This window comes from Pseudomonas peli (assembly GCF_900099645.1).
Classification (GTDB): Bacteria; Pseudomonadota; Gammaproteobacteria; order Pseudomonadales; family Pseudomonadaceae; genus Aquipseudomonas; species Aquipseudomonas peli.
Window position 1 is genome coordinate 265,451 of record NZ_FMTL01000003.1, and the last position, 13,560, is coordinate 279,010.

Annotated in this window: 14 protein-coding genes and 1 pseudogene; 13 read left to right on the forward strand and 2 right to left on the reverse strand. The window is 61.6% G+C overall.

Annotated features, from left to right (window positions below):
* Positions 1-36 precede the first annotated feature (36 nt).
* The 8 genes and pseudogenes from BLO50_RS15795 (at position 37) to rsd (ending at position 7,366) form a co-directional block, all read left to right on the forward strand.
* Complete coding sequence (locus BLO50_RS15795) at positions 37-1,119, forward strand: sensor histidine kinase (protein WP_090254625.1); 1,083 nt, start codon at positions 37-39, stop codon at positions 1,117-1,119.
* A complete protein-coding gene (locus tag BLO50_RS15800; protein WP_090254627.1) occupies positions 1,116-1,862 on the forward strand; it encodes a LytR/AlgR family response regulator transcription factor in 747 nt (248 codons plus the stop codon). The genes BLO50_RS15795 and BLO50_RS15800 overlap by 4 nt, the downstream gene beginning before the upstream one ends.
* Before the next feature lie 92 nt (positions 1,863-1,954).
* Complete coding sequence (hemC, locus tag BLO50_RS15805) at positions 1,955-2,893, forward strand: hydroxymethylbilane synthase (RefSeq protein ID WP_090254630.1); 939 nt, start codon at positions 1,955-1,957, stop codon at positions 2,891-2,893.
* An 11-nt stretch (positions 2,894-2,904) separates the two neighbouring features.
* Positions 2,905-3,645: pseudogene (locus BLO50_RS22075) on the forward strand (uroporphyrinogen-III synthase); the annotation flags it as partial.
* Positions 3,646-3,678: 33 nt separating this feature from the next.
* Positions 3,679-4,884 (forward strand): uroporphyrinogen-III C-methyltransferase, encoded by a 1,206-nt coding sequence (locus tag BLO50_RS22080; RefSeq protein ID WP_244152907.1) that lies wholly within the window; start codon positions 3,679-3,681, stop codon positions 4,882-4,884.
* Positions 4,881-6,131: a heme biosynthesis protein HemY gene (locus BLO50_RS15815; RefSeq protein WP_090254634.1), complete on the forward strand. Its 1,251-nt coding sequence runs from the start codon at positions 4,881-4,883 to the stop codon at positions 6,129-6,131. Before BLO50_RS22080 ends, BLO50_RS15815 begins: the two co-directional genes overlap by 4 nt.
* A gap of 22 nt (positions 6,132-6,153) precedes the next feature.
* Positions 6,154-6,696 carry a DUF3833 domain-containing protein gene (locus BLO50_RS15820; protein WP_090254637.1) on the forward strand — a complete coding sequence of 181 codons (543 nt, stop codon included), beginning with the start codon at positions 6,154-6,156 and terminating at the stop codon, positions 6,694-6,696.
* Positions 6,697-6,892: 196 nt separating this feature from the next.
* Positions 6,893-7,366, forward strand: a complete 474-nt coding sequence (gene rsd, locus BLO50_RS15825) for a sigma D regulator (protein ID WP_090254640.1) — start codon at positions 6,893-6,895, stop codon at positions 7,364-7,366.
* Positions 7,367-7,378: 12 nt separating this feature from the next.
* On the opposite strand, the gene BLO50_RS15830 is transcribed toward rsd, so the two are convergent.
* Positions 7,379-8,023, reverse strand: coding sequence for an FKBP-type peptidyl-prolyl cis-trans isomerase (locus tag BLO50_RS15830; protein ID WP_090254644.1), 645 nt, complete (start codon positions 8,021-8,023; stop codon positions 7,379-7,381).
* Positions 8,024-8,135: 112 nt separating this feature from the next.
* Here BLO50_RS15830 and BLO50_RS15835 point away from each other — a divergent pair, with 112 nt between their 5' ends.
* A complete protein-coding gene (locus tag BLO50_RS15835; RefSeq protein ID WP_090254646.1) occupies positions 8,136-9,053 on the forward strand; it encodes an AlgP family protein in 918 nt (305 codons plus the stop codon).
* Here BLO50_RS15835 and BLO50_RS15840 read toward each other — a convergent pair.
* Positions 9,050-9,514 carry a TIGR02444 family protein gene (locus BLO50_RS15840; protein WP_090254649.1) on the reverse strand — a complete coding sequence of 155 codons (465 nt, stop codon included), beginning with the start codon at positions 9,512-9,514 and terminating at the stop codon, positions 9,050-9,052. The genes BLO50_RS15835 and BLO50_RS15840 overlap by 4 nt on opposite strands.
* Positions 9,515-9,564: 50 nt before the next feature.
* On the opposite strand from BLO50_RS15840, the gene abc-f reads away from it, so the two are divergent.
* From abc-f to rhtB, 4 genes are all read left to right on the forward strand, one after another.
* Complete coding sequence (gene abc-f / locus BLO50_RS15845) at positions 9,565-11,475, forward strand: ribosomal protection-like ABC-F family protein (RefSeq protein WP_090254651.1); 1,911 nt, start codon at positions 9,565-9,567, stop codon at positions 11,473-11,475.
* A gap of 29 nt (positions 11,476-11,504) precedes the next feature.
* Complete coding sequence (locus tag BLO50_RS15850; RefSeq protein WP_374725347.1) at positions 11,505-12,059, forward strand: mechanosensitive ion channel domain-containing protein; 555 nt, start codon at positions 11,505-11,507, stop codon at positions 12,057-12,059.
* Between the two features lie 5 nt (positions 12,060-12,064).
* The gene (locus BLO50_RS15855) at positions 12,065-12,832 is read left to right on the forward strand and encodes a TerC family protein (RefSeq protein WP_090254653.1); all 768 of its coding nucleotides are present in this window, start codon (positions 12,065-12,067) and stop codon (positions 12,830-12,832) included.
* 84 nt (positions 12,833-12,916) lie between these two features.
* Entirely contained in the window at positions 12,917-13,546 is a 630-nt protein-coding gene (rhtB, locus tag BLO50_RS15860; RefSeq protein WP_090254655.1) for a homoserine/homoserine lactone efflux protein, read from the forward strand.
* Positions 13,547-13,560: the final 14 nt, after the last annotated feature.

Consider the following 13,560-nt stretch of genomic DNA (forward strand, 5'->3'; position numbering starts at 1 on the left):
CTTGCTGCTGGGGCGGCTCACGCGGAAACTGCGGCGATGAAAATAAAAAGCGCTTTATCAGAAAAACAACCACCACTGGTCGATGACTTCTTCGTGCCCGAGCTTTGCCAGCCAGAAGCCCTGCTGAGCATGGTGCTGTTGGCCGAGTTGCTCGTGCTGGTGCTGGTGTTGTCCGAGCCGATGCTCCCGGGTTTCGATTGGGTGCGCCTGGCGCTGACGTCGCTGTTTGTGCAGTGGATTGTGCTGCTCTCGGCCGCCGTGCTGTGCCGTTTGCGTCCGCTGATGGCGCGCATGCCGGCAGCCACAGCCGGCGCCTTGTGCTGCGCTATTGTGGTCACCCTGAGTCTGATCTGTACTGCCGTGGCGGACTATTACGAGCTGGGCGGGCCGCTGCCGCGTGCCGGTGAGGTCAATCTGTATCTGCGCCATGCCTTGATCAGCCTGATCATGTCGGCGTTGCTGCTGCGCTATTTCTACCTGCAGAGCCAGTGGCGCAAGCAGGAGCAGGCCGAGCTGCGCGCGCGCATCGAATCGTTGCAGGCGCGGATTCGCCCGCACTTTCTGTTCAACAGCCTGAACAGCATCGCCAGCCTGGTAGTGGTCGACCCGTACAAGGCCGAGCAGGCGGTACTCGATCTCTCCGACCTGTTCCGCGCCAGCCTGGCCAAGCCCGGCAGTCTGGTGCCCTGGCGTGAAGAGCTGGAGCTAGCGCAACGATATTTATCGATTGAGCGCTATCGGCTCGGCGAGCGTCTACAGTTGCAGTGGGAGATTGTTGATGTGCCGGACGATCTGCCCATTCCACAACTGACGTTGCAGCCTTTACTGGAAAACGCCTTGATCTACGGCATTCAGCCGCGCATTGAGGGCGGTCTGGTGCGGGTCGAAGCAAGTTATCACGATGGGGTATTCCAGCTGTGCGTGAGCAATCCATACGAACAAATAGGCGAGGAGCCGCCGTCGCGCGGTACCCATCAGGCGCTGACCAATATCGATGCGCGGCTGGTGGCACTTTTCGGGCCGCGGGCCAGTCTCAGCGTAGAGCGCCGTGACGGACGCCACTTCACTTGTCTACGCTATCCTTGTGCGAGACCCAAGCAGGAAGCCCGTGCATTATGAATGTCCTGATTGTCGATGATGAACCCCTGGCCCGAGAGCGCCTAAGCCGCATGGTGGGCGAACTCGATGGCTATCGCGTGCTTGAACCCGCAGCCAGCAACGGCGAGGAGGCCCTGAGCCTGATCGACAGCCTGAGGCCGGATGTGGTGTTGCTGGATATCCGCATGCCGGGCCTTGATGGCTTGCAGGTGGCAGCAAGGCTGTGTGAGCGCGAGGCGCCGCCAGCCGTGATTTTCTGTACCGCTCATGATGAATTTGCCCTGGAAGCTTTTCAGGTCAGCGCCGTGGGCTATCTGGTCAAACCTGTGCGCGCCGAAAGCCTCAGTGAGGCGCTGAAGAAGGCCGAGCGGCCCAACCGTGTGCAACTCGCCGCCCTGACCCGTCCTGCCGTGGACAGCGGTGGCGGCCCGCGCAGCCATATCAGTGCACGCACCCGCAAAGGCATCGAGCTGATTCCGCTGGATCAGGTGATCTACTTTATTGCCGACCACAAATACGTAACCCTGCGTCATGCGGGCGGCGAAGTACTGCTGGATGAGCCGCTGAAAGCCTTGGAAGACGAGTTTGGTGATCGCTTTGTGCGCATTCACCGCAATGCGCTGGTGGCTCGTGAGCGCATTGAACGTCTGCAACGCACGCCGCTTGGGCATTTCCAGCTGTTCCTCAAGGGTATGAATGAGGAAGCGCTGATTGTCAGCCGCCGGCACGTGGCTGGGGTGCGTAAGCTGATGCACAACCTCTGAGGCTGCTCAGGCGATCCGGATGACTCCGGGTCGCAGGCCTGATCTGGGCCAGCCTGTTATTATCCCCGGCAGTTCGTTTTCTGGAATTGCCCATGTCTCGCGAAATCCGCATTGCCACCCGTAAAAGTGCCCTGGCCCTGTGGCAGGCCGAACACGTCAAAGCCCGCCTGGAACAGGCGCACCCTGGCCTCAAGGTCAGCCTGGTGCCCATGGTCAGCCGTGGCGACAAGCTGCTCGACGCGCCGCTGGCGAAAATCGGTGGCAAGGGCCTATTCGTCAAAGAGCTGGAAACCGCGATGCTGGAGAACCAGGCCGACATCGCCGTGCATTCGATGAAGGATGTGCCCATGGACTTCCCCGAAGGCCTGGGCCTTTACTGCATCTGCGAGCGGGAAGATCCGCGCGATGCCTTCGTGTCCAACACCTATGCCAGCCTCGATGCCTTGCCCGCAGGCAGCGTGGTCGGCACCTCCAGTCTGCGCCGTCAGGCCCAGCTGCTGGCGCGCCGTCCGGATCTGAAAATCCAGTTTCTGCGTGGCAACGTCAACACCCGTCTGGCCAAGCTGGATGCCGGTGAGTACGACGCCATTATCCTGGCCGCAGCCGGACTGATTCGCCTGGGGTTCGAAGCGCGCATCCGTTCCTCGATTAGCGCTGAAGACAGCTTGCCAGCGGGTGGTCAGGGCGCGGTAGGTATCGAATGCCGCACGGCCGACAGCGAGATCCATGCCCTGCTGGCGCCTCTGCATCACCGCGATACCGCGCTGCGGGTGACCGCCGAGCGCGCCTTGAACAAGCACCTGAATGGCGGCTGCCAAGTGCCAATCGCCTGTTACGCAGTGCTGGAAGGCGAGCAGCTGTGGCTGCGCGGCCTGGTCGGTCAGCCGGATGGCGGTTTACTGCTGCGGGCAGAAAACCGTGCCCCGCTAGCGCAAGCCGAACAGCTGGGTGTACAGGTGGCTGAAGCCTTGCTGGCCCAGGGTGCTGCGGCCATTCTGCAAGCTGTTTACGGCGAGGCCGCTGCCGAGTGACGGGCTGGCGTGTGCTGCTGACGCGACCGGCCCAGGAATCGGCTGCGCTGGCGGCTACCTTGGCCGAGCAGGGCATCTACAGCAGCAGCTTGCCGTTGTTGGCCATCGAGGCGCTGAGCGAGAGTGCTGAACAGCGCGCCACGCTTGCCGATCTGCAGCGCTATAGCGCGGTGATCGTGGTGAGCAAGCCGGCGGCGCGGCTGGCGCTTGATCTGTTGGATCGCTACCAAACGCCAGTGTCTGCCGAGCAGCCCTGGTTCAGCGTCGGTGCAGCCACTGCGCAAATTCTCCGTGAGCGAAGCCTGCAGGTGCACTATCCAGAGCAGGCCGATGACAGCGAGGCGCTGCTCGCTTTGCCGCAACTGCAGCAGGCGTTGACGGCGACCGCCAGTCCACGGGTGTTGATCCTGCGTGGCGAGGGTGGCCGAGAGTTACTGGCCGAGCGCTTGCGCGGCCAAGGCGTGCAGGTGGACTATCTGCCACTGTATCGCCGGGTGCTGCCGGATTACCCGCCGGCTGCGCTCGCCGAACGCATTCAGGCTGAACGCCTGAACGCGCTGGTGGTCAGCAGTGGACAGGGCTTTGTGCATTTGCGCGAGCTTGCCGCTGAAGCTTGGGCTGAGCTGGCCCAGCTGCCCTTGTTTGTACCCAGCCCGCGAGTGGCCGAAATAGCCCGTGCGGCAGGTGCACAATTTGTTGTGGACTGCCGCGGCGCGAGTGCCGCGGCGTTGCTGGCAGCCTTGCAGGCGCAACCTGCCCCGATCTCTGACGCAAAGGATGGATACGTGAGCGAAGCAACTACTCCGAAAGAGCAAGCCCCGCAGGATCATGATGTGAACCAACAGCCGTCCGAGCCTTTGCAGGCTGCGGCGAAACCCGTTACACCCGCAGCGGTTGCGGGCAAACCCGCTTCGCGTGGCAACGGCCTGGCACTGTTGGCTTTACTGGTTGCGGCGGCCGGTGCCGGTGCAGGCGGTTGGGGGCTTTGGCAGTTGCAGGCGCTGGACGCTCGCGAGCAACAACAGCAAGGCCAGTTGCAGGACGCGCGTAGTGAAGCGCAAAGCCTGGCGCAGACGAGTAAGCAATTAGAGGCTCGCCTCGATCAGCTGCCCAGTGTCGAGGAGCTGGAAACCCGTCGCCGCCTGCTGGCACAGCTGCAGGGCGATCAGCAGCTACTGAACCAGCGCCTGGAAACCGTGCTGGGTGCCAGCCGGCAGGATTGGCGCCTGGCCGAGGCCGAGCATCTGCTGCGTCTGGCCAGCCTGCGCCTGTCCGCGTTGCAGGACATCAACAGCGCCACCGCGCTGGTGCAGGCTGCCAATGAAATCCTCCACGAACAGGATGATCCCGCCGCATTTGCTGCTCGCGAGCAATTAGCCAAGAGCCTGCAAGCGTTGCGCTCGACCGCCAACCCAGACCGTACCGGGCTGTTTCTGCAACTGGGCGCTCTGCGCGATCAGGTGGCACAACTCAATGCCCTAGCCCCGAGTTTCAGCGGTGAGGGCGGTGTGCTCAGCGAGCTGGCTGACGAAGGTGTCATGGAGCCGCAATGGTGGCAGCGCGGCCTGCAGACCTTGTCGGAATACTTCCGTATCGATTTCAACGCCGACCGTAATATCCGCCCTGTGCTCGCCGGGCAGAGCCTGACCCAGGTGCGTCTGGCCCTTAGTCTGGCGCTGGAGCAGGCGCAGTGGGGCGCACTGCACGGTCAGACGGCGGTGTACCAGCAAGCCCTGCAGCAGGCGCGTGAGGTGCTGGACGCGCACTTCGATGTGGACAACCCCAACAGCCGCGCCCTGCGTGCGCGCATTGATGAATTAGCCGAGCGCCCGATTGCAGTGACGCCGCCGGACCTCAGCCAGACGCTGAATGCCGTGCAAGCCTATCTCCAGGCCAAGCAGGCCGCGCGCAGTCAGCCGCAGGTCGAAGCTGAGCCCGCCGCTGCAGCCACCGATGATGTTGAGGCGCAACTGCAGGAGGCGCTGCAATGAAGCGCTTCTATTGGTTGCTGTTGATCCTGGCGCTGGTTGTTGGCGTCGCCAGTCTGGTGCTGTTCGGTCTGCCGCTGGCGGAGCACAAGGGCTATGTACTGATTGCTTTCCAGGGCTTTCGATATGAGTCCAGCCTGTGGGCATTTGTCGCTCTTGCGCTGGCGCTCTGGCTGCTGGTTTATCTGCTGCGATTGAGCGTGAGGTTGCTGGTGACATCGGGGGGCCTGCTCAACCCGTGGTCACGCTTGCACAAACGTCGTCGCGTGCGGCTGGCGTCTGAGCAGGGCTTTCTCGATCTTGCCGAAGGTCGCTGGGCACGTGCTTTGCGTCATCTTAAACAGGCGGCCAACGACTCGCCGCAACCGTTGAGCTACTACCTCGGTGCCGCGCAGGCTGCGCATCAGCTGGGGCATCACAGTGACAGCGATGACTTGTTGGAGCAGGCGCTCAATCGCCAGCCGCAGGCTGAGCTGGCGATTGCGCTGCAGCACGCCGAATTACAGCTGGCGCGCGGCCAGACGGCGGATGCGCTGGACACCCTGCAGGCCATGCGCTCGCGCCATCCGCACCATCACCTAGTCTTGCGTCAGCTGCAGCAGCTGTATCTGCAGGCGGGCGATTGGTCAGCGTTGCTCGGCCTGCTGCCAGAGTTGCGCAAGGAGAAAGCCCTGGGCAATGCCGAGTTGAGCGAGCTTGAGCGTCAGGCCTGGCGTGGCCGCTTGTTGCAAGCTGCGCAGACGGCTGATGGCGAGGCGCCTGCCGCACTGCTGGCGTTGCAGCACGCATGGCAGGCCATGCCAACCGCACAGCATCAGGAGCCCGAACTGCTGGCGATTTACGCCGAGCAACTGCGTTTGTTGGGTGCGGAAGCTGAGGCTGAAGCGCTGCTGCGCCCTTACTTGAAACAGCACTACGACACCGCTCTGGTGCGCCTGTACGGCTTGCTGCGAGGCAGCGACTTGGGCAAGCAGCTGCAAACCGCCGAAGCTTGGCTGAAGCAACACCCGCAGGATGCCGGGTTGTTGCTGACGTTGGGGCGGTTGTGCCTGCACAGTCAATTATGGGGCAAGGCCAAGGATTATCTGGAAACCAGTCTGGCCTTTCAGCGTCACCCGGAAACATGTGCCGAGCTGGCTCGTCTCTTGGCGCAACTGGGTGAGCTGGAGCGCAGCAATAGCCTGTATCAGGAAGGCCTACGCTTGCTCGACGCACGTTTGTGCACGCCGGCCTTGCCCGTTGAAAACTGAATAACTGTTGCCCGAGGTGCTTATGCGAACGTTGTTGATGGGGTGTCTGATGGCGCTGTTGCTAGGGTGCGCCGGCCCGCAGGTGAGTGATTACGCCAATGAGCAGCCGCGCCTGGAGCTGAGCGAGTACTTCAAGGGTGATATGCAGGCCTGGGGGATGTTCCAGAACCGCTCCGGCGAAGTGGTCAAACGTTTCCATGTAGCCATGACCGGCACCTGGGAGGGCGATGTAGGCGTGCTGGATGAGCGCTTTACCTACAGCGATGGCAGCACCGAGCGGCGCGTCTGGACCCTTAAAAAACAGGCTGACGGCAGCTGGCGTGGCACGGCAGACGATGTGGTTGGCGAGGCTGTCGGTGAGGTGGCCGGCAACGCCCTGCACTGGCGTTACAAACTGCGGCTGAAGGTCGATGATTCAACCTATGTGGTTGATTTTGATGACTGGATGTTCCTGATGGATGGCCAGGTGATGCTCAACCGTGCACGTATGTCGAAGTGGGGCATTGATCTTGGCCAGGTCACCCTGAGCTTTTACAAGCCCGCAGTGGCGGGTAAAGCCGAATAGTCGCCGGTTAAACGCTTGTATGAAATTTTCTCCGGCGCTACCTTGAAGGCCCAGGCCGGCGGGAATAATCTGGCTCACAGATACCGCCGGAAAGTTGCCGTTTCACGGCTGTCTTCCCAGACCTTGCACGGACTGACAAAAAACTGTCTCGATGCGGGCGTACAACACTAATAGCAATAGGGAAGTAGAGGTCATCATGCTCGAGAGTTGTCAGAACGCCCAGGAACGTTGGGGTGGAGTTCACCTGCTGATCGACCGCTGGCTGCAAGAGCGCAAGGAATTGGTGAGTGCCTACGCGGCCATCAACAGTTCGCCGCAAGCTCCGAGCGCCAACGCAGAGCCGCTGCAGCACTTCTGCGAAATCCTGGTTGACTATGTGTCCGCTGGCCATTTCGAGGTGTACGAACAGTTGACCAGCGAAGCCAAGGCCTTTGGTGACCAGCGTGGCCTCGATCTTGCCAAGCAGATTTACCCGCGAATTGAGGTCATCACCGAAGTGGCGCTGGCGTTCAACGACCGCTGTGATAATGGCGATTGCCATGACTCGGTCTCGCTGATCGACGAGCTGAAACGCTTAGGGCAGTTGTTGCACGAGCGGTTTGAGCTGGAGGACTGCTTGATTGAAGTCCTGCACAACGCCCATCAGGAACAGGCCACGCCTGCCCTCTGATACGCCGGCGCGTTACTCCTTGGTGTCGAGCAATTCCAGCTCGAACACCAGGGGCGAGTAGGGTGGAATCAAATCCCCCGCACCTTCTTCGCCATACGCCTGCGCCGATGGAATCACCAAACGCCATTGTGCGCCGACTGGCATCTGCTGCAGTGCACTGCGCCATCCAGCGATCACGCTGTCCAAGCGAAACCACTGCGCAGTCTGACTTTCATCAAACTGGCTGCCATCCGCCAAGAAGCCGATATAGCGCACCTGAATACGATCCTTCGGGCCTGGTTTGCGGCCATTGCCGGCGCGCAGCTCCTGCATCAATACGCCATCCTGCAGTACGCGTACACCGGCCTTGGCTTTTTCCATGGCGAGAAAGCGCTGTTCGGCCGTCTTGGCTTTTTCAACGCGCTCAGGCGCGTTAGCCAGTTGCGCTTCATGCTCGGCCAGCAGGCTTTCGATGCGTTTGGCATCCACTGCCAGCGGCTCATTGCGGTAAGCCTGGCGCAGGCCATCGAGCAGCGCTTGCAGTTCCAGATCCGGTACTTCGTAGCGCAGTCGCTCGCCGAGTTTTACCCCCAAGCTGTAAGCCAGGTCGTGGGCGTGCTCGTCTGCTTGAGACAAGGGCGCGAGCAGGCAGAGCAATAACAGGGCAAAACGTGGCATAGGGGTTCTCCGGCGAAGATGCGCCGATTATGCCAGCCAGGTGCGGCGAGGTGGCAAGGCGGACAAAAGGAGGTCTAGTATGACGCCATCTTCATCCGCCAGGAGGCGTGTCATGTCGGCAACAAAGAATGCAAAGAAGAAATCAGTGAGTACCCCGCTGCACCTGCTGCAGCAACTTTCCAGCAGCCTGCTTGAGCATCTTGAAGATGCCTGCACGCGTGCCTTGGTTGATGCCGAAAAGTTGCTCGCCAAGTTGGAAAAGCAACGCGGCAAGGCCCAGGAAAAACTGCATAAAGCCCGCAGTAAAATGCAGGATTCAGCGGTAGCCGGCAAAGCCAAGGCGCAGGCCAAAGGTAAAGAAGCCGTGGCTGAGCTGGAGCAATTGCTCGATACCCTGAAAGACCGCCAAAGTGAAACCCGTACTTACATCGCCAGCCTTAAGCGCGACGCACAGGAAAGCCTGAAACTCGCCCAGGGCGTTGGTAAGGTTAAAGAAGCCGTGGGCAAAGCGCTCGATAGCCGTTCCGCTAAGGCCGCAGTGGTCAAACCGGCTGCCAAGCCAGCTGCAACTAAAGCCCCGGCCAAGCCCGCTGCCAGCAAGCCAGCGGCTAAACCTGCCACTAAAGCTGCTGCGCCAGCTGCCAAGGCCCCGGCTAAAGCGCCCGCCAAACCGGCTGCCAAAGCACCGGCCAAGGCTGTCAGCCAGGCTCCCGTCGCGGCTAAGCCTGCAGCCAAGGCACCCGCCAAACCTGCGGCGAAAAAACCAGCAGCCAGCGCGGCCAAACCTGACGCTAGCAAGCCGGTGGCACAGCCTGCCAAGGCAGCGGCTAAACCTGCGGTGAAAAAGGCTCCGGCGGCTAAACCCGCCAGTAAGCCTGCGGCCAAGCCAGCTGCAAAACCTGCAGCCAAGCCGGTTGTGAAGAAAGCTGCCGCCAAGCCCGCTGCTGTCAAACCAGTGGCTGCCGAAGCGCCTGCCGCATCTGCCGCACCTGCCGGAAGCAACGGCAGCACTCCGCCCAGCGCTGTTTAAGCGCTGAGGTGTGCCGCCGCGATGCGCAGCGTTTGCAGCGCATCGCGGTTGCACTGCTGGGGAGCCAGTTTTTCCAGCCAATTCAGCGGCGCGTTCGCCGCGTTGCTTGACCAGTTCTGAGTACAGGCTGTCAAGCGTTCCAACTGCTCGCGCTCTGCGGTCAGCTCCAGCTGTTTGATCTGTTCACGTAATTGCGCCAGGGCATGATCGCTCTGCGCTTGCTCGCGCCAGCTTTGGCGCAATTGGCGCAGCGGCACTACTACCTGCTGTTGCCAGGGTTGCGCGATATTGCCTAACGCATCGCTGCGCTCGTTGGTGCAGATAATCTGCCGGCGTTCCAGCCAGGCGGCGCAAAGCAGCAGGCACACGTCCGCCCCTTGCGTTTGCAACAGCAGGCACGCGGCCTCGACGCCAGGGCGTTGATACAGTGCTTCGGCGAATCGCCACAGGTCAGTAGGCATGGTGCTTTCCGGGTTTCTCTAAAGGGACTCTGGTAGACTCCGCCGCCATTATGATCCGACTCCAGAACCTGACTTTACAGCGTGGCCCTCAGCGTCTGCTAGAAGACGCTGAGATGACCCTGCACCCCGGCCACAAAGCCGGCCTGATCGGCGCCAACGGCGCCGGCAAATCCAGCCTGTTTGCCCTGTTTCGTGGCGAGCTGAGTGCGGACGCGGGCGATTGCCTGATCCCCGCCGATTGGCGTGTGGCGCATATGCGCCAGGAGATCGACGCGGTCGAGCGCCAGGCGGTGGATTATGTACTCGATGGCGACCTGCAACTGCGCAAGGTGCAGGCCGAACTGGCTGTGGCCGAAGCTGCGCATGACGGTGCCGCCGTGGCGCGTCTGCACACCGAGCTGGACACCCTCGACGGCTACAGCGCCGATGCCCGTGCGCGCAAGCTGCTAGCCGGTCTGGGCTTTGACAGTGCGCAGATGGATCGCCGCGTCGGCGACTTCTCCGGTGGCTGGCGCATGCGCCTGAACCTGGCGCAGGCGTTGATGTGCCCGTCTGATTTGCTGTTGCTCGATGAGCCGACCAACCACCTCGACCTCGACGCGATTCTCTGGCTGGAAAGCTGGCTGAAAGGTTACCCCGGTACCTTGCTGCTGATCTCCCATGACCGCGATTTCCTGGATGCCGTAGTGGACCACGTTGCTCACCTCGACCAGCAGAAGCTGACCCTCTATCGCGGCGGCTATTCGGCCTTCGAGCGCACCCGTGCCGAGCGTCTGGCGCAGCAGCAACAGGCGTACGAGAAGCAGCAGGCGCAGCGCGCGCACATGGAAAAGTACATCGCCCGCTTCAAGGCCCAGGCCACCAAGGCGCGTCAGGCGCAGAGCCGGATCAAAGCGCTGGAACGCATGGAAGAGCTGTCGGCCGCGCATGTTGATTCGCCCTTCGACTTCAGTTTCCGCGAGGCCGACAAGATCTCCAGCCCGCTGCTCAGTCTGAGCGAAGGCCGCCTGGGTTATGGCGACAAGGTGGTGCTGGAGAAGGTCAAACTGAACCTGTCTCCCGGCGCGCGCTTGGGCCTGCTCGGACCGAACGGGGCGGGTAAGTCGACCCTGATCAAAAACCTGTCGAACGAACTGCAGCCCATCAGTGGCCATCTGCAGCGCGGTGAGAACCTGGTGGTCGGCTACTTCGCCCAGCATCAGCTCGATGCCCTGGATGACAAGGCCAGCCCATTGCTGCACTTCCAGCGCCTGGCCCCGACCGAGCGTGAGCAGACCCTGCGCGACTTCCTCGGTGGTTTCGACTTCCGCGGCCCGCGTTGCGACGAGCCGGTGCTGAATTTCTCCGGCGGTGAGAAAGCCCGCCTTGCCCTGGCGCTGATTGCCTGGGGCAAACCCAACCTGCTGCTGCTCGATGAACCGACCAACCACCTCGACCTGGAAATGCGCCTGGCGCTGACCATGGCGCTGCAGGAGTTTTCCGGCGCAGTGGTGGTGGTGTCGCACGATCGCCATCTGCTGAAAAGCACCACTGACGAGTTCCTGCTGGTCGCCGATGGTCAGGTGCAGCCGTTTGACGGTGACCTGGAAGACTACGCACGCTGGCTGGTGGACTACCGCACGCGGCAGGCGCCGACCAGCAGTGGTGAAAGCAACCCGGACAAATCCGACAAACGTGTGCAGCGCCAGGCCGCAGCGGCTTTGCGTCAGCAATTGGCGCCGCATAAGCGCGAAGCCGACAAGCTGGAGAAAGAACTGGGCCAGTTGCACGAGAAGCTCGCTGCCGTTGAAGCGCGCCTGGGCGACAGCGGCATCTACGAGGCCGCGCGCAAGGACGAGCTGCGTGATGCCTTGGCCGAACAGGCCAAGCTGAAAAGTCGCGAAGCCGATCTTGAAGAAAGCTGGATGCTCGCGCTGGAAACCCTCGAAGCTCTGCAAGCCGAGCTGGAGGCCGCCAGTTGAACATCACCCTGCCGACGCTGGAATGGCTGATGACCTGGCAAGAGCCGTTGCTGCGCACCGGTCAGGTAATCCTGATTGTGCTGCTGGCCTGGTTGTTTCAGCGCATTCTCACCCGTGGCATCACCCGCCTCGGTAACCGCTACCCGCAGTTGCCGGCCGAGTTGCTGATGCCGCTGCGCGGTCTGCTGCGCTGGCTGATTCTCGGTAGCGCATTCATGTTGGTGCTGGAGCGTCTGGGCGTTTCCGCGCAGGTGCTGTGGACCGCACTGACCGGTTTTGCCGCCGTCGCTGCAGTGGCCTTTTTCGCCATCTGGAGCGTGTTGTCCAACATGTTCTGCGCGTTGTTGATCTTCGCCATGGGGCCGTTTCGTATCGGTGACTGTGTCGAAGTGCTGGAAAGCGCCGACAAGCCCGGGGTGCGCGGCAGAGTGATGGCGATCAACCTGTTCTATACCACCCTGGAAGATCTCAGCGGTGATGCGCCTGGTGCCTGGGTGCAGATTCCCAATAGCCTGTTTTTTCAAAAAGCCGTGCGCCGCTGGCGCAATGGCGAACTCCCCCCTGAACGTAAGAGCGAGAACTGATTCCTATGGAATGGCTAGCCAGCCCTGAACTCTGGGTCGCGTTTCTGACCCTGACCGCCCTGGAAATTGTCCTGGGCATCGACAACATCATCTTTATCTCGATCCTGGTCAGCCGTCTGCCCAAGCATCAGCAACCCAAGGCGCGCTTCTTCGGCCTGGCCCTGGCGATGGGCACGCGGATTCTGCTGCTGCTGTCGATCAGCTGGGTGATGCGCCTGACGGCCGATCTGTTCCATGTGTTCGATCAGGGCTTCTCCGGCCGTGATCTGATTCTGTTCTTCGGTGGTCTGTTCCTGTTGTGGAAGAGTACTGCGGAGATCTTCCACAGCCTGGAAGGCGAAGAAGAAGCCCAAGCCGTGGGTGGCAAGACCTACGGCTTTATGGGGATCATCGTGCAGATCGCGATCATCGACATCGTGTTCTCCCTTGACTCGGTCATCACCGCCGTCGGTTTGGTCGACAACGTGCCCGTCATGGTCGCAGCCATTGTGATTTCGGTGATCGTGATGATGCTGTCGGCTGGCACTATCAGCGACTTTATCGACAAGCACCCGAGCCTGAAAATTCTTGCCCTGTCGTTCCTCATCGTGGTCGGTACCGTGTTGATCGCCGAAGCCTTCGAGGTGCATGTGCCGAAGGGTTATGTGTACTTCGCCATGGCCTTCTCGCTGGCGGTGGAAGCCGTCAATATCCGTATGCGTACCGCTCGTGCTCGTGCACGCAAGGAAGAAGAGGCGGAACCGGTGCAGTTGCGCAAGGACTTGCCAAACTAAGCCACAGGCTGGGCGAGGCAATCGACAAGGGGTAGGCTAAGGCCTACCCCTTTTTATTTCGCATTTGTTTGATGGAGAAATGCCATGGCACTGGAAACCTGGCTTGCGTTCTTTGTGGCCTGTTGGGTCATCAGCCTGTCGCCGGGTGCCGGGGCGATTGCCTCGATGTCAGCCGGGCTGCAATACGGGTTTTTGCGCGGCTACTGGAATGCTCTGGGGCTGCAGCTGGGGTTGGTGTTGCAGATTGCCATCGTAGCCGCCGGTGTAGGGGCGATTCTGGCGGCGTCGGAGCTGGCTTTCAGCCTGATCAAATGGTTTGGCGTGGTCTACCTGGTCTACCTCGGCTATCGCCAGTGGCAGGCGCTGCCCAGTGATATGGCCGCGCAGACCGAGCGCCCCATAGGCCGGCCGCTGACCCTGGTGCTGCGCGGCTTTCTGGTGAACTTCAGCAACCCCAAGGCGATCGTCTTTATGCTCGCGGTGCTGCCGCAGTTCCTTAACCCGCAGGCACCGCTGCTGATGCAGTACCTGGTGATGGGGGTGACCATGATCTGCGTCGACCTGATTGTTATGGCCGGTTACACCGGTCTGGCTGCCCGGGTGTTGGGCGCGCTGCGTTCGCCACGTCAGCAGAAGCTGATGAACCGCACATTCGGCGCGCTGTTTGTCGGCGCGGCGGCACTGCTGGCCAGCGTGCGGCGCGCGCCGGTCTGATCTTCGCTGGTATA

Excerpts from the sequence above, each read along its gene's own strand:
- BLO50_RS15795 (WP_090254625.1), top strand. The coding sequence starts at position 37 with ATGAAAATAAAAAGCGCTTTATCAGAAAAACAACCACCACTGGTCGAT.
- BLO50_RS15800 (WP_090254627.1), top strand. The coding sequence starts at position 1,116 with ATGAATGTCCTGATTGTCGATGATGAACCCCTGGCCCGAGAGCGCCTA.
- hemC (WP_090254630.1), top strand. The coding sequence starts at position 1,955 with ATGTCTCGCGAAATCCGCATTGCCACCCGTAAAAGTGCCCTGGCCCTG.
- BLO50_RS15815 (WP_090254634.1), top strand. The coding sequence starts at position 4,881 with ATGAAGCGCTTCTATTGGTTGCTGTTGATCCTGGCGCTGGTTGTTGGC.
- BLO50_RS15820 (WP_090254637.1), top strand. The coding sequence starts at position 6,154 with ATGCGAACGTTGTTGATGGGGTGTCTGATGGCGCTGTTGCTAGGGTGC.
- rsd (WP_090254640.1), top strand. The coding sequence starts at position 6,893 with ATGCTCGAGAGTTGTCAGAACGCCCAGGAACGTTGGGGTGGAGTTCAC.
- BLO50_RS15830 (WP_090254644.1), bottom strand. The coding sequence starts at position 8,023 with ATGCCACGTTTTGCCCTGTTATTGCTCTGCCTGCTCGCGCCCTTGTCT.
- BLO50_RS15835 (WP_090254646.1), top strand. The coding sequence starts at position 8,136 with ATGTCGGCAACAAAGAATGCAAAGAAGAAATCAGTGAGTACCCCGCTG.
- BLO50_RS15840 (WP_090254649.1), bottom strand. The coding sequence starts at position 9,514 with ATGCCTACTGACCTGTGGCGATTCGCCGAAGCACTGTATCAACGCCCT.
- abc-f (WP_090254651.1), top strand. The coding sequence starts at position 9,565 with ATGATCCGACTCCAGAACCTGACTTTACAGCGTGGCCCTCAGCGTCTG.
- BLO50_RS15850 (WP_374725347.1), top strand. The coding sequence starts at position 11,505 with ATGACCTGGCAAGAGCCGTTGCTGCGCACCGGTCAGGTAATCCTGATT.
- BLO50_RS15855 (WP_090254653.1), top strand. The coding sequence starts at position 12,065 with ATGGAATGGCTAGCCAGCCCTGAACTCTGGGTCGCGTTTCTGACCCTG.
- rhtB (WP_090254655.1), top strand. The coding sequence starts at position 12,917 with ATGGCACTGGAAACCTGGCTTGCGTTCTTTGTGGCCTGTTGGGTCATC.